Here is a 20,616-nt window from a genome sequence, read left to right as displayed (position 1 = left end):
CGGTCAGCAGGTGCGGCGGCGGTAGCCGGCCGCCCCCTGCGGTACGACGTCGAGGTCGCGCAGCACCACCGAGAGCCGGTCGCCCCACTGCGCGCAGGCGGCGGCCAGGCCGTCGGCGCGGTACTCGATGACGAAGACCCGGTCGTCGTAGGCGTCCGCGTACTCGCCGCACTCGTCGTACTGGCCACACTCCTCGGCGACCGCGAAGTCGAAGCCGACCTCGCGGCCCTGCGTTGCGAGGGAAGCCGCGTTCTTCTGGCCGAGCGCGAGGCCCGCGGCGTGGGCGCGGGCGGCGAGCAGCTTCCCGAAGGCCACGTTGTCGTCGGCGGTCAGCAGCCCGTCGGACCGCTCGTTGGAGTCGAGGTTGTCCGCCTCGACGGCCTGGTAGCCGGCGTCCGCGCAGCCGTCGATCCACTCCCCCACGATCCCGGCGAGCTGTTCGCGCTTGGCGGCGGTGGAGGTGTCCAGCAGGATCTCGTCCCAGTCCCGGTCCACGACCGGCGTGCCGTCGTCGTCGCGCAGCACCAGGTCGGGGGCGTGCTCCTCCCACCAGTCCGCAGCGTCCGGCTGGGCCTGGAAGGCGTTGACGTAGCAGACGTTGTACACGTCCGGCGCGGGCTTCGCCGTACGGTCGCGGGAGACCGCTTCCACGCCGCCGGGCGGCGGGTAGGCGCCGCCGATCTGGTAGTCGAAGCCGATGCCCGGCTCGGGCAGTTCCACCTTCGCCCTGCCGCCCGGGCCCGTGGTCGAGGGTGCGGTGGTGCGGTCCGGGGCGGCGCCGTCCTCGCCGTCGGACGCCGTGCAGCCGCCGAGGGCGAGCGCACCGCACAGGGCCGCGACCGCCGACGCTCGGCGAAGGGCACGGGGGACGCGGTGGACCATGATCCGGGGGCTCCTGTCGGTGCGTGAACTACGGTGCTGCCCGGCCATGATGCCCTGCTCCGGGGCCCGGCTTCGCACCCGCCCGCCCCTACGGCGACCCGCACACACTCTCCCCCTCGATGCCGCCGGCCGAGCGGCAGTCCGCGCGCCGGGCTCATCCGGTGTGCTCGGCGCACAGGCACCCCACGCCCCGCTCGATCCACTCCCGCCCGGCCCACTCCGGATGCCGCTCGATCAGCAGCGCCGCGACCTCGGCGGCGATCTCGTCCTCGCCCATCGCGGAGTCCCGTCGCCGCCAGGTCTCGTCGCGCAGCTCCCGCAGATAGTCCCGGACGCCGGTGAGCGCCTCCGGACCGCCGACGTCGCCGTGTCCGGGGACCACCACCCGGGCCCGGTCGGCGACCAGCCGGTCCATCACCGCCAGCCAGCGCACGCCGGAGACGTCCGTGTCGTACGGCGGGAACCACGGGAAGATGGCGAACTGCCCGGTCTCGGCCAGGTCCCCGGTGAACAGCACCCCGGCGTCCGGCACTTCGACGACCTGGTCGCCCTTCGTGTGACCCCGCCCGGTGGCCCGCAGCCGGACGATCCGGTCGCCGAGGTCCAGTTCGTGACCGCCGTCGTGGACCACGTCGGGGGTGGGCGGGCGGACGCCTTCGAGACGGCGGGCGATGTCCCCGCCGAAGCCGCGGAACATCTCCAGGTAGCCCGCGCCCTTGGTTCCGAGGTCGTCGGCCTGGGCGCGGTTGACCAGGTAGGTGGCCTCGTCGGCGAAGACATGGGCGCCGAAGGCGTGTTCGGGGTGAAAGTGGGTGGTGGTCAGGTACAGGCGGCGACCCTTCGCGAACTCGGTGGCGAACGCGAGGACCTGCTCGGCGTTGGCGGTGCCGATGCCGGTCTCGACGACGAGCACGGCCCGGGTGCCGCCGATGACACCGATGTTGGGCACCAGCGGGACCCCTCGGTCGGGGATCAGCAGCAGATCGGGGGCGATCTCCTCGGCACCCGCCGTGTGCACGGCGGGGTCGGGCAGGGCCCCGTGGGTCAAGGGCACATCGGGCAGCGGGGTCTCTTCGGGCATCGGATCGTCAGCCATGCCCCGAGTCCACCGCCGAGGTCCCCCGGCCGTCCAAGACCCTTACGGTGGGCTCGATACCGTACGGGTATCGTCGCTGTTCATGGAGCTGCGCACCCTGCGCTATTTCGTGGCCGTCGCCGAGGAACTCCACTTCGGCCGGGCCGCCGCCCGTCTGCACATGAGCCAGCCGCCGCTGAGCCGGGCGATCAGACAGCTGGAGTCCGACGTCGGCGCCACCCTGCTGCACCGCTCGCCCGCGGGCGTCACCCTCACCGCGGCCGGGGCGGCGCTGCTGGACGAGGCGCGTGCCCTGCTCGACCAGGCCGACCGGGTGCGGGTACGGGTGGCGACGGCGGCCGGCGCCACCACCCTCACCGTCGGCTTCCTCGGCGACAGCACCGACCGGGGCGCGCGGCGGCTGGCCGACGCCTACCGGGGACGCCACCCCGGTGTGGAGGTCCGTGTCCGCGAGACCGACCTGACGGATCCGACCTGCGGGCTGCGCGCCGGTCTCGTCGATGTCGCCCTGACCCGTGGGCCGTTCGACGAGACGGGGCTGACGGTGCACGAGTTGCGCGCCGACCCGGTGGGCGCGGTCCTGCGCGCCGACGATCCGCTGGCGCGCCGCGACCGGCTGACGCTGTCCGACCTGGCCGGCCGGCGCTGGTTCCGGTTCCCGGCGGGGACCGACCCGCTCTGGCAGGCGTACTGGAACGGCGGTGAGCGCCGCGAGGGTCCCGTGGTGCGCGGCGTCCAGGAGTGCGTACAGGCCGTGTTGTGGAACGGCACGGTCGGGATGACGCCGCTCGGGCACGAGATGCCCGAGGAGCTGGCCGTGGTCCCGGTCGTCGACATGGCGCCGAGCCGTGTGCTGGCGGTGTGGCAGGAGGGCGACAGGAACCCGCTGATCGGATCACTGGTCGGGATCGCGACGGCCGCGTACCGCGCCTGACGGCAAGTGGCCGCCGGGGAAAGCCGGTTGACGCTGATTCACTCCGGTTCGCGCGGAGAGATCGATGTGGATACGGGCCGTTCCAAACAGCTGCTCCCGAACCACTGGGTCCACTAGTGTTTCACCGTTCACATACCGGTCCTTCGCAGCCGCGGTTGTCGTCTCGTGACGCCGTTGGAGGAACACCGCATGCCTGAAAACAAGTCCCGGCCGTCCCAGGGCCGACCCTGGGAGGACGGCTGGGCCCCGGACACCTCACGGGCACCGGGAACGCGCCGTCTGTGGCTCGCGGGCGGGATGGCGATGGCGACGATCATCGCCTGCGTCACGGCAATAGCCATATCGGAGAGGGACTCCGACGGTGACTCGGCCGCGGCCTCGACTCCCGCGGCGGACTCGACGGTCCCCGGCCTGATCTCCTTCGCCACGCCCTCGGGGACCGCTCCCCCGTCGGGCAAGAGCGGACTGTCGAAGGAGAAACCGACGCCCGAGGCGCCCCATGAGCAGAACGCCTCCAAACCCGAGCCGGCGCCTTCCAAGTCCCCTTCCGGCGGGGCCGGTTCACCGACGAAGGCCCCGAAGCCCCCTGCCACCACCACATGGCGCTCCGTACGCTCGGTCAACTACCCCGACCGCTACTGGCACATGAGCGACGGCCGGGTGGGCCTCGACCAGGTCCGCGGCTCCGAGTCCCGCGAGGACTCCACGTTCAAGCAGGTCAAGGGCCTGGCCGACAGCTCCTGCTACTCCTTCGCCACCCGCGACGGCCAGTACCTGCGCCACCGCAACTTCGTCCTGCGCGCCGAACGTAACGACGGCTCCGCCCTGTTCACCCAGGACGCCACGTTCTGCCCGCGCGGATCGGCCTATGCCTCCGGCGCGACCATGCTGGAGTCGGTGAACTACCCGGGCTACTTCCTGCGCCACAAGAACTTCGTGGTCCGCCTCGAACGCTACGAACACAGCTCCCTGTACCTGGCGGACTCGTCGTTCCGCGTGGTGGACGGGCTGGCCTGAGCCGGGTCGGCGCTCGTGGCCCGGTCGGCCAGGGCGGCCCGGGCACAAGAAAGCGGCGGCACCAGGCAGGTGCCGCCGCTTCCGCGTGAACGGGGAATCTCAGACGTTGAACCCGAGCGCCCGAAGCTGCTCGCGGCCGTCGTCCGTGATCTTGTCCGGGCCCCACGGCGGCATCCAGACCCAGTTGATCCGGAGCTCGCTGACGAGGCCGTCCGTGGCGGACTTGGCCTGGTCCTCGATGACGTCCGTCAGCGGGCAGGCCGCCGACGTCAGGGTCATGTCGAGGGTCGCGATGTTCGCGTCGTCGATGTGGATGCCGTAGATCAGGCCGAGGTTGACGACGTCGATACCCAGCTCGGGGTCAACGACGTCGTACAGCGCCTCGCGGACCTCTTCCTCCGAGGCCGGCTTCATCTCAACGGTCTCGCTCATGCCGTCTTCCTTTCGGCGTCGGCTCCGCCCAGGGCCTGGGCCGTCGCGTCCTTCCACGCCATCCAGCTGAGGAGGGCGCACTTCACCCGGGCCGGGTACTTGGAGACGCCGGCGAACGCCACCGCGTCCTCCAGCACGTCCTCCATCGCGTCGTCCGGCTCGATCTTCCCCTTGGACTGCATCAGCTCCAGGAAGGTCTCCTGGATCTTCTGCGCGTCGGAGAGGTTCTTGCCGACGAGGAGTTCGTTCAGTACGGACGCGCTCGCCTGGCTGATGGAACAGCCCTGGCCCTCGTACGAGACGTCCTCGATCTTCGTGCCGTCGTACTTCACGCGCAGGGTGATCTCATCGCCGCACGTCGGGTTGACGTGGTGCACCTCGGCGTCGCCATCCCGCAAGCCCCGCCCGTGCGGGTTCTTGTAGTGGTCCAGGATGACTTCCTGGTACATCGAATCCAGCTTCATGCGATCGCTCGTCCCGTCAGCCGAAGAAGTTCCGGACGTGCTCCAGGCCGTCCACCAGAGCGTCGATCTCGGCCGGCGTGGAGTACAGATAGAACGACGCTCGCGTGGTCGCAGGAATTCCGTACCGCAGGCACACCGGACGGGCGCAGTGGTGACCGACCCGGACGGCGATGCCCTGCTCGTCGAGGACCTGGCCCACGTCGTGCGGGTGGATGTCGCCGAGGGTGAAGGAGATCGCGGCGCCGCGGTCCTCGGCCGTGGTGGGGCCGATGATCCTGAGGTCGGGGACCTCCGCGAGCCGCTTCACCGCGTACTCGGTGAGGGCGTGCTCATGGGCGAGGATCTTGTCCATGCCGATCGAGTTGAGGTAGTCGATCGCCGCGCCGAGGCCGATCGCCTGGGAGATCGGGGGCGTGCCCGCCTCGAACTTGTGCGGGGCCGGAGCGTAGGTCGACGAGTGCATCGACACGGTCTCGATCATCTCGCCGCCGCCGAGGAACGGAGGCAGGTCCTCAAGAAGCTCCTGGCGGCCCCAGAGCACGCCGATGCCGGTCGGGCCGCACATCTTGTGGCCGGTGAAGGCCACGAAGTCGGCCTGCAGCGACTGCACGTCCAGCGGCATGTGCGGCGCGGCCTGCGAGGCGTCGATGCAGACCAGCGCACCGACCTCCTGCGCACGGCGCACTATCGCCTCGACCGGGTTGAGGGTGCCCAGGATGTTCGACACCAGCACGAAGGAGACGATCTTCGTCTTCTCCGTGATGATCTCGTCGATGTTGGACAGGTCGAGACGGCCGTCGTCGGTGAGGCCGAACCACTTCAGCTTCGCGCCCGTGCGCTGCGCGAGCAGCTGCCACGGCACGATGTTGGAGTGGTGCTCCATCTCCGTGATGACGATCTCGGTCTCGTGGTCCACCCGGTAGGGCTCGTCGGCCCAGCCGAGCATGTTGGCCACGAGGTTCAGCGACTCGGAGGCGTTCTTGGTGAAGATCACCTCGTTGCGCGAGGGCGCGTTGATGAACTCCGCGACCTTGTCGCGCGCGCCCTCGTACAGCGCCGTGGCCTCCTCGGCGAGGACGTGCACGCCACGGTGGACGTTGGCGTTGTGCTGCTCGTAGTACTCGGAGAGCACGTCGAGGACCTGGCGCGGCGTCTGGGAGGTCGCCGCGTTGTCCAGGTACACAAGCTTCTTGCCGTCGTGGACGACGCGGTCCAGGATCGGGAAGTCCTTGCGGAGCGCCTCGGTGTCGAGGAGGCCCGGCAGCTGTGTCACGCGGATGCGCCACCCTTCACGTACTTGTCGTAGCCCTCGGCCTCGAGCTGGTCCGCGAGCTCGGCGCCACCGGACTCGGCGATACGGCCGTTCGCGAACACGTGCACGTGGTCGGGCTTGATGTAGCGCAGGATGCGCGTGTAGTGGGTGATCAGCAGGGTGCCGACCTCGCCGGTCTCACGGACCCGGTTCACGCCCTCGGAGACGACGCGCAGGGCGTCGACGTCCAGACCGGAGTCGGTCTCGTCGAGGATCGCGACCTTCGGCTTGAGCAGCTCCAGCTGAAGGATCTCGTGGCGCTTCTTCTCACCGCCGGAGAAGCCCTCGTTGACGTTGCGCTCGGCGAAGGACGGGTCCATGTTGAGGCGGGCCATCGCCTCCTTGACCTCCTTCACCCAGGTACGCAGCTTGGGGGCCTCGCCGCGGATGGCGGTGGCGGAGGTGCGCAGGAAGTTGGAGACCGAGACGCCGGGGACCTCGACCGGGTACTGCATCGCCAGGAACAGGCCGGCGCGGGCGCGCTCGTCGACGGACATCTCAAGGACGTCCTCGCCGTCGAGGGTGACGGAGCCGCCGGTGACGGTGTACTTCGGGTGACCCGCGAGCGAGTAGGCGAGGGTCGACTTGCCGGAGCCGTTGGGGCCCATGATGGCGTGCGTCTCGCCCTGCTTCACGGTGAGGTCGACGCCCTTGAGGATCTCCTTCGTGGCGTTGTCGGCCTCGACGGTGACGTGCAGGTCTCGGATTTCAAGCGTTGCCATGGGTGCCTCAGGACTCCTGGGTGAGGGAGGCGTGGACGTCGACAAGGACGCTGCCCCCTTCGATCTTTACGGGGTAAACGGGGACGGGGCGCGTCGCGGGGAGGCCGGACGGCTTACCGGTGCGCAGGTCGAACGCGGAGCCGTGCAGCCAGCACTCGATCTGGCAGTCCTCCACCTCGCCCTCGGAGAGCGAGACGTTCGCGTGCGAGCAGATGTCGTGGATCGCGAAGACCTCGCCCTCGGTGTGCACGAGAGACACCGGCGTGCCGTCGAGTTCCACCCGTTTCGGGGTGTCCTCCTCCAGCTCGCTCAGTGCGCACGCGCGTACGAAGGTGGTCATGCGACCGACGCCTCCAGCTCCTCTTCGATCTTGGCGATGAGGCGCTCCTCGATGTCCGCGACACCGATCTGCTGGACCAGCTCGGCGAAGAAGCCACGGACGACGAGGCGGCGGGCCTCGTGCTCCGGGATGCCGCGGGCCATCAGGTAGAAGAGCTGCTCGTCGTCGAAGCGGCCGGTCGCGGAGGCGTGGCCGGCGCCGACGATCTCACCGGTCTCGATCTCCAGGTTCGGCACGGAGTCGACGCGGGCGCCGTCGGTCAGAACCAGGTTGCGGTTCATCTCGTAGGTGTCGGTGCCCTCGGCCTTGGCCTCGATCAGCACGTCGCCGATCCACACCGCGTGCGCGTTGTCGCCCTGGAGCGCGCCCTTGTAGACGACGTTCGACTTGCAGTGCGGGGTGTTGTGGTCGACCAGGAGGCGGTGCTCCTGGTGCTGGCCGGCGTCGGTGAAGTACAGGCCGAACAGCTCGGCCTCGCCGCCGGTGCCGGCGTAGGAGACGCGCGGGTGCAGCCGGACGACGTCGCCGCCGAAGGTGACGACCACGGACTTGAAGGAGGCGTCGCGGCCGACGAGGGCGTTGTGCTGGGCCACGTGCACGGCCTTGTCGTCCCAGTCCTGGACGGAGACGACGGTCAGCTTGGCGCCGTCACCGAGGATGTAGTCGACGTTGGTGGCGAGGACCGCGTCACCGGTGTGGTCGATGACGACGACGGCCTCGGCGAAGGCGCCCAGCTCGATGACCTGGTGGCCGAAGCGGGTGCCGCCCTCGCCGTGCACGGCGATGCGGATCGGCTCGGTGAGCACCGTCTCCTTGGGGACGGTGACCACGCCGGCCTTCTCGAAGGCCGAGTACGCCTGGGCGGCGACGCGGTCCACCGGGGTGCCGGCCTTGCCGAGCCGGGCGTCGTCGCGGCCGACGGTCTCGACGGTGACGCCCTCGGGGGCCTGGACGTCGACCTTCACGCCCTCGCCGGTGGCGACGGCGGTGCCGTCGTGCAGCCCACGCAGGCGCTCCAGCGGGGTGAACCGCCACTCCTCCTCGCGGCCGTGCGGTACCGGGAAGTCGGCCACGTCGAAGGACGGGGGCGCGCTCATGCGTGTGGCGACGGTCGACTCGGCGGCCACCGCGATCGAGCCGGCGGTGGTGGAGCCCACCGGGATGTTTTGGGCCTCAGCCATGGCTGTCGGTCTGCTCTCTTTCCTGCGTTCTGCGATCTTCGGCCCGCCCCGGAGAGGCGGGCCGCCTGCTGCTTCGGTGGTGGGCCTTAGCCGACCGCACCTTCCATCTGCAGCTCGATCAGCCGGTTGAGCTCGAGGGCGTACTCCATCGGCAGCTCCTTGGCGATCGGCTCGACGAAGCCGCGCACGATCATCGCCATCGCCTCGTCCTCGGAGAGACCGCGGCTCATCAGGTAGAAGAGCTGGTCCTCGGAGACCTTGGAGACGGTCGCCTCGTGGCCCATGGAGACGTCGTCCTCGCGGACGTCGACGTACGGGTAGGTGTCCGAGCGGGAGATCGTGTCGACGAGCAGAGCGTCACAGAGCACGTTGGACTTCGCACCCGGGGCGCCCTCGCCGATCTCGATCAGACCGCGGTAGGAGGTACGGCCACCGCCACGCGCCACGGACTTCGACACGATGTTGGACGAGGTGTTCGGGGCCATGTGGACCATCTTGGCGCCGGCGTCCTGGTGCTGGCCCTCGCCCGCGAAGGCGATGGACAGGGTCTCGCCCTTGGCGTGCTCGCCCATCAGGTAGACGGCCGGGTACTTCATGGTCACCTTGGAGCCGATGTTGCCGTCGACCCACTCCATGGTCGCGCCCTCGTAGGCGACGGCGCGCTTGGTGACCAGGTTGTAGACGTTGTTCGACCAGTTCTGGATGGTCGTGTAGCGGCAGCGGGCGCCCTTCTTCACGATGATCTCGACGACCGCGGAGTGCAGGGAGTCCGACTTGTAGATCGGGGCCGTACAACCCTCGACGTAGTGGACGTAGGCGTCCTCGTCGACGATGATCAGCGTCCGCTCGAACTGGCCCATGTTCTCGGTGTTGATCCGGAAGTAGGCCTGGAGCGGGATCTCCACGTGCACGCCCTTCGGCACGTAGATGAAGGAGCCGCCCGACCACACGGCGGTGTTCAGGGAGGCGAACTTGTTGTCACCGACCGGGATGACGGTCCCGAAGTACTCCTTGAAGAGCTCCGGGTGCTCCTTCAGGGCGGTGTCGGTGTCCAGGAAGATGACGCCCTGCTCCTCCAGGTCCTCGCGGATCTGGTGGTAGACGACCTCGGACTCGTACTGGGCCGCGACACCGGCCACGAGGCGCTGCTTCTCCGCCTCGGGGATGCCGAGCTTGTCGTACGTGTTCTTGATGTCCTCGGGCAGGTCCTCCCAGGACTCCGCCTGCTTCTCCGTGGAGCGCACGAAGTACTTGATGTTGTCGAAGTCGATGCCGGAGAGGTCAGAGCCCCAGTTCGGCATGGGCTTCTTGTCGAACAGGCGCAGACCCTTGAGACGAAGCTTGGTCATCCACTCCGGCTCGGACTTCTTCGCGGAGATGTCCCGGACGACGTCCTCGTTGATGCCGCGCTTGGCAGAGGCGCCGGCCGTGTCGGAGTCGGCCCAGCCGTATTCGTACTTGCCCAGGCCCTCGAGCTCGGGGTGGGCGGTCTCCGTGGGGAGAGTCATGCGGGGTTCCTCCCGGCCGTGCTTGCAGATGCGTTATCGGTGTTCTGGGAAATCTTGGGGATGAACGTCGTGCAGACGCCGTCGCCGTGCGCGATCGTCGCCAGTCTCTGGACGTGCGTTCCGAGCAGCTCGGCGAAGATCTCCGTCTCCGCCTCGCACAGCTGCGGGAACTGCTCCGCGACATGGGCGACCGGGCAGTGGTGCTGGCAGAGCTGCTCGCCTTTTTGAGGGAGGGGTGCGCTGCGCGCCGTAGCAGCGTACCCGTCGACGCTCAAGGCCTTGGCCAGGGCTTCGGTCCGCTCATCAGGGCTGACGGCCTCGATCGCCTTGCGGTAGGCGCTCGCCTGGGCTGCGATCCGGGCGCGGGCGAACGCGGCGACCGCGTCGCTCCCGCCCTCGCGCTCGGCGATCCACTTCAGGGCGTCGGCGGCGAGCTTGTCGTAGGACTGGTCGAAGGCGTCCCGGCCGCAGTCGGTGAGCGCGAAGACCTTGGCGGGACGGCCGCGCGTACGCGTGCCGTACACCCGCTGTTCCCGGGGCTCCACGACGTCATCGGCGACCAGCGCGTCCAGATGCCTGCGTACGGCGGCCTGGGTGAGACCCAGCCGGCCGGCCAGCTCGGCGACGGTCGACGGGCCGTGGTCCAGGATGGACCGCGCGACCCGGTTGCGTGTCGAACGCTCCCCGGTCGCGAGCTCCTCCTGAGGGGCCCCCATGGGGGTCTCCCGAGCCTCGCCGACGTTTTTCACAACGCCATTGTTGCGTAATTCCTCAAAGCCAGGCAAGCCGCGTCCGCTCCCCTCGACGGTGCGCTACGTCACTTAGGCATACCTAATCTGACCTGCGGAAACGATCTTTGATCGATCAAACCAGTGGCGCCGCGAGGCCCCTTCCGGAACACTCCGGAAGCATGCCCACACCCCCTCCGACCGGCCCTCTTGTCACTCGGGACACCCTCGCCGCACAGTTGCGCGAGATCGGCGTCCATTCCGGTGAGACGCTGCTCGCGCACTCCTCGCTCAGCTCCCTCGGATGGGTCTGCGGAGGCCCCGTCGCGGTGGTCCAGGCACTGCTCGACGTCCTCGGTCCCGAGGGCACGCTGGTGGTGCCCACCCAGACCGGCGACCTCTCGGATCCGGCGGTGTGGAGCAACCCGCCCGTTCCCGAGGAGTGGTGGGAGCCCATTCGGGTGACGATGCCCCCGTACGACCCGGCCGTGACGCCCACGCGCGGGGTCGGCGTCGTCCCGGAGACCGTGCGGACCTGGCCGGGCGCCCTGCGCAGCGCGCATCCGCAGACGTCCTTCGCGGCTCTCGGCCCGCGCGCCGCCGAGATAGTCGGGGGCCACGCACTCGACTGCCGGCTCGGCGAGCGCAGCCCGCTGGCCCGGCTGGAGGCGCTGCACGCGCGCGTGCTGCTGCTCGGCGCCGGCTACGACACCTGTACGAGCTTCCACCTGGCCGAGTACCGGATCCCGTCACCGCTGGTGAAGGTGGGGCGGCCGGGGCCCACGGGCTGGGAGGTGGTCACCGAGGTGTCGATCACCTCGGACCGGTTCGACGAGCTCGGTCACGACTTCGAGCGGGACCGTCCCGTGGTGCGCGGGAAGGCGGGCGCGGCCGACGTACGGCTGTTCCCCGTGGCCGACGCGGTGGCGTACGCACAGCGGTGGCTGGGCATCCACCGGCCGCGCGCGGAGGAGATATGAGGAGGGTCGTACGAGGAGATGTGAACCCGGCCGTCCGGGGGACCCGCGGCCTACCTAGACTCTGGAGCCATGCGAACTGAGCCCGTGCTCCAGGTCCAGGCCCTGGTGAAGCGCTACGGCGACAAAACCGCGGTTAACGGCCTCGACCTGGTGGCCCGGGCCGGTGTCACCGCCGTACTCGGACCCAATGGCGCGGGCAAGACCACGACCGTCGAGACCTGCGAGGGATACCGCAGACCGGACTCCGGCACGGTACGGGTCCTGGGGCTCGACCCGGTGAGACAGTCCGCGGCGCTGCGGCCCCGGATCGGCGTGATGCTCCAGTCCGGCGGCGTCTACTCGGGCGCGCGGGCCGACGAGATGCTCCGCCATGTCGCCAAGCTGCACGCGGCGCCCCTGGACGTGGACGCCCTCATCGAGCGGCTCGGTCTCGGCAGCTGCGGCCGGACCTCCTACCGCCGGCTGTCCGGCGGCCAGCAGCAGCGGCTCGCGCTCGCCATGGCCGTCGTCGGGCGCCCGGAGCTGGTGTTCCTGGACGAGCCGACCGCCGGTCTCGACCCGCAGGCCCGCCGGGCCACCTGGGACCTGATCCGGGACCTGCGCGCGGACGGCGTCTCCGTGATCCTCACGACGCACTACATGGACGAGGCCGAGCAGCTCGCCGACGACGTCGCGATCATCGACGCCGGCCGGGTCATCGCCCACGGCTCCCCCGAGGACCTGTGCCGCGGCGGCGCCGAGAACACCCTCCGCTTCACCGGCCGCCCCGGCCTGGACGTGGGGTCCCTGCTCAAGGCGCTGCCCGCGGACTGCACGGCGGCGGAGCTGACGCCGGGCTCGTACCGAGTCGTCGGCAAGGTCGACCCGCAACTGCTCGCGACGGTGACGTCGTGGTGCGCACAGCACGGGGTGATGCCGGACCGTATCTCGGTCGAGCGGCACACCCTGGAGGACGTCTTCTTGGAGCTCACCGGTAAGGAGCTGCGCGCGTGACCGTCGTCGGTACAGGTTCGGGTACGTACACCCCGAGGCCGGGCGCCGCCCCGCTCCCCCGCATGATCGGGGCGCAGGCGGTCCTGGAGACGAAGATGCTGCTGCGCAACGGCGAGCAGCTGCTGCTGACGGTGGTGATCCCCACCCTGCTGCTGGTCCTCTTCGGCTCGGTGGACATCGTGGACACCGGCGCCGGCGAGGCCGTCGACTTCCTCGCCCCCGGCATCCTGGCGCTCGCCGTGATGTCGACGGCGTTCACGGGACAGGCCATCGCCACGGGCTTCGAGCGGCGCTACGGCGTGCTGAAGCGGCTGGCCTCCTCACCGCTGCCGCGCTGGGGCCTGATGACGGCGAAGACGGTGTCGGTGCTGGTCACCGAGGTACTCCAGATCGTCCTGCTGACGGTGATCGCCTTCGCGCTCGGCTGGTCGCCGCAGGGCAACCCGCTGGCCGTCCTGCTCCTGCTGGTGCTGGGCACCGCGGCCTTCTCGGGGCTCGGCCTGCTGATGGCCGGCACGCTGAAGGCCGAGGCCACCCTGGCCGCCGCCAACCTGGTGTTCCTGCTGCTGCTCGTCGGGGGCGGGGTGATCGTGCCGCTGGACAAGTTCCCGGCCGCCGCCCAGGACGTCCTCGGGCTGCTGCCCATCTCCGCGCTCTCCGACGGGCTGCGGGACGTGCTCCAGCACGGGGCCGGGATGCCATGGGGCGACCTGGGGATCCTGGCCATCTGGGCGGTCGTGGGCCTGGCCGCGGCCGGCAGGTTCTTCCGCTGGGAGTAGGGCTCCACGAAGCCAGGGCGGACCCTCGTGAAAGCGTGCACAAGCGGCCGCCTACGATAGGGCCCGTGCCAAACGTGACCCGCGCCGACGCCGTAGCGGCAGTGCGCAACCCGCTCGCCTTCATCGCCGCACGCTGGACCCCCGCTCCGCGGACGGTCCAACGGGCGGCCCTCGCCGCGCTCGTGATGTCGGTGCTCATCGTGGTCACCGGCGGCGCGGTACGCCTGACCGGGTCCGGGCTCGGCTGCCCGACCTGGCCCAAGTGCACCGACGACTCGCTCACCGCCACCAGCGAGATGGGCCTGCACGGCGCCATCGAGTTCGGCAACCGCATGCTGACGTACGTGCTGTGCGCCGCGGTCGGCTGGGCGATCATCGCCGCGCGCGCCACGAAGCCGTACCGGCGGGACCTGACCCGCCTGGGGTGGGCGCAGTTCTGGATCGTGATGAGCAACGCCGTGCTCGGCGGCATCGTCGTCCTGGTCGGCCTCAACCCGTACACGGTCGCGGCCCACTTCGTGGCGACGTCCGCGCTCATCGCCGTCGCCACGGTGATGTGGCAGCGCACCCGGGAGGGCGACAGCACTCCGCGTCCTCTGGTGGGCAAGGCCGTGCAGCAGCTGGTGTGGGTCCTGGTCACGGCCTCGGTGCTGCTGATCCTGGTCGGCACCGTGGTCACCGGCGCCGGCCCGCACGCGGGCGACTCCAGCGAGGTCGAGCGGATGCCGCTCGACTGGGAGAACGTCACCAAGCTGCACGCCGTGCTGGCGTGGATCGTGGTCACCCTGACCTTCGCGCTCTGGTTCGTCCTCAAGGCGGTCGACGCCCCGAAGGGCCCCCTGAACCGCACCCGCGACCTCTTCCTGATCCTGCTCGCACAGGGCGTCATCGGCTACGTCCAGTACTTCACCGACCTGCCCGAGCTGCTGGTCGGCCTGCACATGTTCGGCTCGGCCCTGGTCTGGATCGCCACGCTCCGTGTGCTGCTCGCCCTGCGGGAACGGCCGCTCGACGAGATCGGAATCCCCGAGCCGGCCGCCGAGGCCGCGGTCGGCACGCGCGCGTAGCCGTCCGTACGCTCAGTCCAGCCCGTACACCCGCCTGGCGTTGGCCGCCGCGACCATCCCCGCGACCCGCTGGGCGTCCGCGAGCGACCACGCGCCCTCGGCGACCCAGCCGCCGAGCACCCTGGCGAGGGCCTCGCGGAAGAGCCGGGCGCCCACCACGTGCAGTTCGGGCAGGCCCTGGGCGCCGCTGGAGAAGAGGATCTTGCCGAAGGGGGCGAGCTCCAGGATCTCGGCGAGGATCGTGGCCGCGCGGGCGCCGGTGCGGATGAGGGCGGCGCCGGAGTCGGCGTAGACGTGCGGGAAGACGCCGGCCAGATGGGCGGCGTGCCGGTGGTACGGGTAGCCGTGCAGCAGCACCAGGTCGGTGCCGAGGCCGGCGGTGGCACGGACGAAGTCCGTGAGCAGCACCGGGTCGGTGCGGTCGATGCGCAGGCCCGGCTCGCCCAGCCCCGCGTGCAGTTGGAGCGGCAGCCCCGAGGCGACGGCGATCCACAGCAGGTGCCGCAGCAGCACGGGATCGCTCAGCTCGCCGCCGACCCTGCGGGCCGTGAGCCAGCGCCCCGCCGCGCCGCGCACCTCCCCCGGGCCCGGCGGTTCGGGTGCGAGCGCGAGGCCGTGCCGTACTCCCGCGACCGAGGTGAAGGCCACGGCGTTCACAGCCGCGCCGTGCACCGACTCCGCGAGGTTGGCGAGGAAGGACTCGACGGTGCCGGAGGTGTCGGCGACCTGTTCGGCGAGGAGCTCCAGGCGCACGATCTCGTGGGCCCGGGCGGAGCCGGCCGACGCCATCTCGGGCGGGCCGGTGAGATCGCCGGGCAGTCCGGTGTCGACCAGGTACGTGGTGATGCCGCTGCCCCGCAGCAGCCGCCGGCCCGCCTCCAGTACGCCGAGTTCACGACGCCGGGCCAGATAGCGGGCGGGCGGGCAGTGCGGTTCCAGGCCCAGCAGAGGCGGGCACCAGCGTCGTACGGCGAAACCCGTCTGGGTGTCGAAGAGGGTGGTGCCGGGCGCGGGCGGGCCCTCGGTGCGGGCCAGCTGGGCCTCGAAGGTGCCAAGGCCCAGCTCCGTGCGCAGTACGCCGTGGCAGTACTGGTCCACGAGGGACGGCGTCTCGATCATCCGGGCTCCCCGTGGGTGGACGCTTCTTACACGTCCTAACGGGTGAACCGGTGAGTTGGTGTTGCGAAAGGGGAGGGCTGCTCAGGAAAAGGCGGGACTCAGCCGCCGATCTGGATGCCCGCCATCCTCTTCCACTCGTACGGGCCGGTCGTCACCTTCGCCGCGAACTCGCCGTCGAAGGACTCGTGGCGGGTGATGCCGGACTTCTCCACCGCCTTCTCGGCGATCTCGTACGACGGCGCCACCAGGTCTCCCCAGCCGCCGTCCTCGCCCACGAGCACGATCCGGGCACCCCGCTCGCCGATGTAGGCCACCTGCCCCTCGGCGCCGCCGTGGGACTTCGCGAAGGAGTTGATCTGCTTGGCCAGCTTGGCCACCCTGCGCTCGGCCTTCTGGTCAACCTGCTGCGTGTCTGCCATGGCCAGGATGCTACTCACGAGTAGATCAGCTGGCGAGGGCGGGGCACTGTGACGTGCGTCAGCGCAGGAAGGGATCCACCGCGACCGCGACGAACAGCAGCGAGACATAGGTGATCGACCAGTGGAACAGCCGCATCTCCTTGAGCTTGCCGCCCGTCACCTCCGCCTTCGCGCGGTTCTGGAGGGCGTGCGCCTCCCACAGCCACCAGCCGCCCGCGCCCAGCGCGACCACGGTGTAGAACCAGCCCGTGTAGCCGAGCGGGGTCAGCAGCAGGGAGACCGCCACCATCACCCAGCTGTAGATGACGATCTGCTTGGCGACGACCTTGTTGGAGGCGATGACCGGGAGCATGGGCACGCCCACGCGCGCGTAGTCGTCCTTCACCTTCATGGACAGCGGCCAGTAGTGCGGCGGCGTCCAGAAGAAGATCACCATGAAGAGGATGAGCGGGGCCCAGGACAGCGAGTTCGTGACCGCGGACCAGCCGATCAGGACCGGCATGCAGCCCGCGATGCCGCCCCACACGATGTTCTGCGACGTACGCCGCTTGAGGATCATCGTGTAGACGACGACGTAGAAGAGGAGTGCGCCGAGGGACAGCCAGGCGCTCAGCCAGTTGACGGTGAGGCCGAACAGCAGGGTGGAGACGACCGCGAGGGTGATGCCGAAGGCCAGGCACTCGCGCGGGCTGACCATCCCGGTCACCAGCGGCCGCTGCGACGTGCGGTCCATGAGCGCGTCGATGTCACGGTCGATGTACATGTTCAGCGCGTTGGCGCCACCCGCGGAGAGGTAGCCGCCGATGCAGGTGAGCAGCACCAGACCGAGGTCGGGCACCCCCTGCTCGGCCAGGAACATCACCGGAACCGTGGTGATGAGCAGCAGCTCGATGATCCGCGGCTTGGTAAGCGCCACGAACCCCTTGACCCGGGCCCCGATCGGCCGCCGGCTCGGGCTCTGGCTCGTCCCGATAATCCCCGCTGGACGGGATTCAACGGCCGTCACGCACACCCCTGACAGAGACATCCCAGCAAGCCTCCCCGTGTGAAGTCCCGGTAAAGGCTCGCGCGTACCACGCCACTGTAGACGTTGCCCAGACCCGGACATTCGCGGGGGTGGGGTCGTGTTGGAGGGGGTGGTCCAGGGGGGCGTCCGACGGGCGCGCCGAAGCTCGATTGAGCACCCGGATGAGCGGCTCCGTATTCACTTGCCGAATGCGGAACGTCCCAGTCGGGAGGCACATCCCGGCGACTCCCGGCAGTCTGGAATGAGTCGAAAAAACGCACGTACTTCCGGGGGTAGGCTCGACAACGGCCGGCCGACGCCGAGTACGCCGGCAGCCGGTGGGCCGTGTGCCCGTGACACCGGCAACCGACATGTGGAGAGGAGCCCTGACCCAGGGTGAGCACCAAGCCGACCACCACAGACCTCGAGTGGACCGAGCTGGACCAGCGGGCTGTCGACACCGCCCGCGTCCTGGCCGCCGACGCCGTACAGAAGGTCGGAAACGGCCATCCGGGTACGGCGATGAGCCTGGCCCCCGCCGCCTACACCCTCTTCCAGAAGGTGATGCGGCACGACCCCGCGGACGCCGAGTGGGTCGGTCGCGACCGCTTCGTGCTGTCCGCAGGCCACTCGTCCCTGACCCTCTACACCCAGCTTTACCTGGCCGGCTTCGGTCTGGAGCTGGACGACCTGAAGGCCTTCAGGACGTGGGGTTCGAAGACCCCGGGCCACCCGGAGTACGGCCACACCACGGGCGTCGAGACGACGACCGGACCGCTGGGCCAGGGCGTCGCCAACGCCGTCGGCATGGCGATGGCCGCCCGCTACGAGCGCGGTCTGTTCGACCCGGAGGCCGCCCCGGGCACCTCCCCCTTCGACCACTTCGTCTTCGCCATCGCCGGTGACGGCTGCCTCCAGGAGGGCATCTCCGGCGAGGCGTCCTCGCTGGCCGGGCACCAGCAGCTCGGCAACCTGGTCCTGCTGTGGGACGACAACCACATCTCGATCGAGGGCGACACCGAGACGGCCGTCTCCGAGGACGTCTGCAAGCGGTACGAGGCGTACGGCTGGCATGTGCAGCGGATCGCCCCGAAGCCGGACGGCGACCTCGACCCGAACGCCATCTACGACGCGATCGAGGCCGCGAAGCAGGTGACGGACAAGCCGTCCTTCATCGCGATGCGCTCGATCATCGCCTGGCCCGCCCCGAACGCGCAGAACACCGAGGCCGCCCACGGCTCGGCGCTCGGCGACGACGAGGTCGCGGCCACCAAGCGCGTCCTCGGCTTCGACCCGGAGCAGTCCTTCGAGGTGACCGACGAGGTCATCGGCCACACCCGCAAGGCACTGGAGCGGGGCGCCGAGGCGAAGGCCGAGTGGGAGAAGTCCTTCCAGCTGTGGCGGGACAACAACCCCGAGCGCGCCGCGGAGTTCGACCGCATCAGCAAGGGCGAGCTACCCACCGGCTGGGAGGAGAAGCTCCCGGTCTTCGAGCCCGGCAAGGGCGTCGCCACCCGCGCCGCGTCCGGCAAGGTGCTCCAGGCGCTCGGCGCGGTCATTCCGGAGCTGTGGGGCGGCTCGGCCGACCTGGCGGGCTCCAACAACACGACGATCGACAAGACGTCGTCGTTCCTGCCGGCGGACAACCCGCTGCCGGAGGCGGACCCGTACGGCCGCACGATCCACTTCGGCATCCGCGAGCACTCCATGGCCGCGGAGATGAACGGCATCACCCTGCACGGCAACACCCGTGTCTACGGCGGTACGTTCCTCGTCTTCTCCGACTACATGCGCAACGCCGTCCGGCTGTCGGCGCTGATGCACCTGCCGGTGACGTACGTCTGGACGCACGACTCCATCGGTCTGGGTGAGGACGGCCCCACCCACCAGCCGATCGAGCACCTGGCGTCGCTGCGCGCCATCCCCGGTCTCAACGTGGTCCGCCCCGCGGACGCCAACGAGACCGCGATCGCCTGGCGCGAGATCCTCAAGCGCTACACGAAGGAGTTCGGCAAGGGTGCCCCGCACGGGCTCGCGCTGACCCGTCAGGGCGTGCCCACGTACGAGGCCAACGAGGACACCGTGCGCGGTGGTTACGTGATGTTCGAGGCCGACGGCGGCGAGCCGCAGGTCGTCCTCATCGCGACCGGCTCCGAGGTGCACGTGGCCGTGGAGGCGCGCGAGCGGCTCCAGGCCGACGGCGTGCCGACGCGGGTCGTGTCCATGCCCTCGGTGGAGTGGTTCGAGGAGCAGGACCAGGGGTACCGGGACAGCGTTCTGCCGCCGGCCGTCAAGGCGCGGGTGGCGGTCGAGGCCGGTATCGGTCTGACCTGGCACAAGTACGTCGGGGACGCGGGTCGCATCGTTTCCCTGGAGCACTTCGGTGCTTCGGCCGACGGCAAGGTCCTTTTCCGGGAGTACGGCTTCACTGCCGAGAACGTGGCGGCCGTCGCGCGGGAATCCCTCGCCGCGGCCCAGCGCTGACGCTCATATACGAGACGTAGGAGTTTGATTTTCCATGACAGACGCACTCAAGCGCCTCTCCGAGGAAGGCGTCGCGATCTGGCTGGACGACCTGTCGCGCCAGCGCATCACGTCCGGCAACCTCGCCGAGCTGATCGACCAGCAGCACGTCGTGGGTGTCACGACGAACCCGTCGATCTTCCAGAAGGCGATCAGCGGCGGTGACGGCTACGAGCAGCAGGTCGCCGACCTCGCCGCCCGCAAGGTCACCGTCGAAGAGGCCATCCGCATGATCACCACGGCGGACGTCCGCGACGCCGCCGACATCCTGCGCCCGGTCTTCGACGCCACCGGCGGCCAGGACGGCCGGGTCTCCATCGAGGTCGACCCGCGGCTCGCGCACAACACCCGCGCGACCGTCGCCGAGGCCAAGCAGCTGGCCTGGCTGGTCGACCGTCCCAACACCCTGATCAAGATCCCGGCCACCAGGGCGGGTCTCCCGGCGATCACCGAGGTCGTCGGCCTCGGCATCAGCGTCAACGTCACGCTGATCTTCTCACTGGAGCGCTACCGCGAGGTCATGGACGCCTACCTGGCCGGTCTGGAGAAGGCCAAGGAGCGCGGACTGGACCTGTCGCTCATCCGTTCGGTGGCGTCCTTCTTCGTGTCCCGTGTGGACACCGAGATCGACAAGCGCCTCGACGCGCTCGGCACCGACGAGGCCAAGGCCGCGCGCGGCAAGGCCGCCGTCGCCAATGCCCGGCTCGCCTACCAGGCGTACGAGGAGGTCTTCTCCTCGGACCGCTGGAGCGCGCTGGAGAACGCGGGCGCCAACAAGCAGCGTCCGCTGTGGGCCTCGACCGGCGTGAAGGACCCGGCCTACAAGCCGACCCTGTACGTCGACGACCTGGTCGCCCCGAACACGGTCAACACCATGCCCGAGGCCACCCTCCAGGCCACGGAGGAGAAGGGCGAGATCACCGGCAACACCGTCGCCGGCACCTACGAGCAGGCCCGCGCGGACCTGGACGCCGTCGAGCGCCTCGGCATCTCGTACGACGACGTGGTGCAGCTGCTGGAGGACGAGGGCGTCGAGAAGTTCGAGGCGTCCTGGAACGACCTGCTCAAGTCGACCGAGGCGGAGCTGGAGCGCCTCGCCCCCTCGGAGGGCTGA

Annotated in this window: 21 protein-coding genes; 8 read left to right on the top strand and 13 right to left on the bottom strand. The window is 69.9% G+C overall.

Translation table 11 applies throughout. The annotated features are described in order from the left end of the window. Positions 1–3: 3 nt before the first annotated feature. Positions 4–882, bottom strand: coding sequence for an endo alpha-1,4 polygalactosaminidase (locus tag CP983_RS33060; RefSeq protein WP_150503658.1), 879 nt, complete (start codon positions 880–882; stop codon positions 4–6). A gap of 154 nt (positions 883–1,036) precedes the next feature. Then, complete coding sequence (locus CP983_RS33055) at positions 1,037–1,978, bottom strand: MBL fold metallo-hydrolase (RefSeq protein ID WP_229914972.1); 942 nt, start codon at positions 1,976–1,978, stop codon at positions 1,037–1,039. Between the two features lie 82 nt (positions 1,979–2,060). Between CP983_RS33055 and CP983_RS33050 the strand changes: the two genes are divergently transcribed. Beyond that, entirely contained in the window at positions 2,061–2,912 is an 852-nt protein-coding gene (locus CP983_RS33050; protein WP_150503656.1) for a LysR family transcriptional regulator, read from the top strand. Positions 2,913–3,101: 189 nt separating this feature from the next. Beyond that, positions 3,102–3,929 (top strand): AbfB domain-containing protein, encoded by an 828-nt coding sequence (locus tag CP983_RS33045; RefSeq protein WP_150503654.1) that lies wholly within the window; start codon positions 3,102–3,104, stop codon positions 3,927–3,929. A 99-nt stretch (positions 3,930–4,028) separates the two neighbouring features. Here the strand turns inward: CP983_RS33045 and CP983_RS33040 are convergent, their stop codons facing one another. From CP983_RS33040 to CP983_RS33005, 8 genes are all read right to left on the bottom strand, one after another. Then, complete coding sequence (locus CP983_RS33040; RefSeq protein ID WP_028809645.1) at positions 4,029–4,361, bottom strand: metal-sulfur cluster assembly factor; 333 nt, start codon at positions 4,359–4,361, stop codon at positions 4,029–4,031. Continuing rightward, complete coding sequence (gene sufU, locus CP983_RS33035; RefSeq protein ID WP_030948984.1) at positions 4,358–4,825, bottom strand: Fe-S cluster assembly sulfur transfer protein SufU; 468 nt, start codon at positions 4,823–4,825, stop codon at positions 4,358–4,360. Before sufU ends, CP983_RS33040 begins: the two co-directional genes overlap by 4 nt. Before the next feature lie 16 nt (positions 4,826–4,841). After that, positions 4,842–6,098 carry a cysteine desulfurase gene (locus CP983_RS33030; RefSeq protein WP_107907196.1) on the bottom strand — a complete coding sequence of 419 codons (1,257 nt, stop codon included), beginning with the start codon at positions 6,096–6,098 and terminating at the stop codon, positions 4,842–4,844. After that, a complete protein-coding gene (gene sufC, locus CP983_RS33025) occupies positions 6,095–6,859 on the bottom strand; it encodes a Fe-S cluster assembly ATPase SufC (RefSeq protein ID WP_107907195.1) in 765 nt (254 codons plus the stop codon). The genes CP983_RS33030 and sufC overlap by 4 nt, the downstream gene beginning before the upstream one ends. A gap of 7 nt (positions 6,860–6,866) precedes the next feature. Next, complete coding sequence (locus tag CP983_RS33020) at positions 6,867–7,199, bottom strand: bifunctional 3-phenylpropionate/cinnamic acid dioxygenase ferredoxin subunit (RefSeq protein WP_125523988.1); 333 nt, start codon at positions 7,197–7,199, stop codon at positions 6,867–6,869. Further along, a complete protein-coding gene (gene sufD, locus CP983_RS33015; RefSeq protein ID WP_107907193.1) occupies positions 7,196–8,380 on the bottom strand; it encodes a Fe-S cluster assembly protein SufD in 1,185 nt (394 codons plus the stop codon). Before sufD ends, CP983_RS33020 begins: the two co-directional genes overlap by 4 nt. Before the next feature lie 86 nt (positions 8,381–8,466). Then, positions 8,467–9,888 carry a Fe-S cluster assembly protein SufB gene (sufB, locus tag CP983_RS33010; RefSeq protein WP_150503652.1) on the bottom strand — a complete coding sequence of 474 codons (1,422 nt, stop codon included), beginning with the start codon at positions 9,886–9,888 and terminating at the stop codon, positions 8,467–8,469. Beyond that, positions 9,885–10,637, bottom strand: a complete 753-nt coding sequence (locus CP983_RS33005; protein WP_107907191.1) for a helix-turn-helix transcriptional regulator — start codon at positions 10,635–10,637, stop codon at positions 9,885–9,887. Before CP983_RS33005 ends, sufB begins: the two co-directional genes overlap by 4 nt. Positions 10,638–10,798: 161 nt before the next feature. Between CP983_RS33005 and CP983_RS33000 the strand changes: the two genes are divergently transcribed. From CP983_RS33000 to CP983_RS32985, 4 genes are all read left to right on the top strand, one after another. Further along, entirely contained in the window at positions 10,799–11,596 is a 798-nt protein-coding gene (locus tag CP983_RS33000) for an AAC(3) family N-acetyltransferase (protein ID WP_125523990.1), read from the top strand. A 69-nt stretch (positions 11,597–11,665) separates the two neighbouring features. Then, positions 11,666–12,589, top strand: a complete 924-nt coding sequence (locus tag CP983_RS32995; RefSeq protein WP_107907189.1) for an ABC transporter ATP-binding protein — start codon at positions 11,666–11,668, stop codon at positions 12,587–12,589. Between the two features lie 62 nt (positions 12,590–12,651). Further along, positions 12,652–13,368 carry an ABC transporter permease gene (locus CP983_RS32990; protein WP_150507021.1) on the top strand — a complete coding sequence of 239 codons (717 nt, stop codon included), beginning with the start codon at positions 12,652–12,654 and terminating at the stop codon, positions 13,366–13,368. 74 nt (positions 13,369–13,442) lie between these two features. Continuing rightward, positions 13,443–14,435 (top strand): COX15/CtaA family protein, encoded by a 993-nt coding sequence (locus CP983_RS32985; RefSeq protein WP_229914983.1) that lies wholly within the window; start codon positions 13,443–13,445, stop codon positions 14,433–14,435. 12 nt (positions 14,436–14,447) lie between these two features. Here the strand turns inward: CP983_RS32985 and CP983_RS32980 are convergent, their stop codons facing one another. From CP983_RS32980 to CP983_RS32970, 3 genes are all read right to left on the bottom strand, one after another. Further along, positions 14,448–15,554, bottom strand: coding sequence for an amidohydrolase family protein (locus CP983_RS32980; protein ID WP_107907188.1), 1,107 nt, complete (start codon positions 15,552–15,554; stop codon positions 14,448–14,450). Between the two features lie 98 nt (positions 15,555–15,652). Continuing rightward, the gene (locus tag CP983_RS32975) at positions 15,653–15,973 is read right to left on the bottom strand and encodes a hypothetical protein (RefSeq protein WP_030949910.1); all 321 of its coding nucleotides are present in this window, start codon (positions 15,971–15,973) and stop codon (positions 15,653–15,655) included. Positions 15,974–16,031: 58 nt separating this feature from the next. After that, positions 16,032–17,000: a heme o synthase gene (locus tag CP983_RS32970; protein WP_250567882.1), complete on the bottom strand. Its 969-nt coding sequence runs from the start codon at positions 16,998–17,000 to the stop codon at positions 16,032–16,034. Between the two features lie 375 nt (positions 17,001–17,375). Between CP983_RS32970 and tkt the strand changes: the two genes are divergently transcribed. After that, positions 17,376–19,463, top strand: a complete 2,088-nt coding sequence (tkt, locus tag CP983_RS32960; protein WP_125523992.1) for a transketolase — start codon at positions 17,376–17,378, stop codon at positions 19,461–19,463. Positions 19,464–19,497: 34 nt separating this feature from the next. Further along, positions 19,498–20,616: a transaldolase gene (gene tal, locus CP983_RS32955; RefSeq protein ID WP_150503650.1), complete on the top strand. Its 1,119-nt coding sequence runs from the start codon at positions 19,498–19,500 to the stop codon at positions 20,614–20,616.

Source organism: Streptomyces chartreusis (genome assembly GCF_008704715.1).
GTDB lineage: Bacteria > Actinomycetota > Actinomycetes > Streptomycetales > Streptomycetaceae > Streptomyces > Streptomyces chartreusis.
Note: the sequence above shows the minus strand (reverse complement) of the source record. Positions and strands in the feature narration are given on the sequence as shown.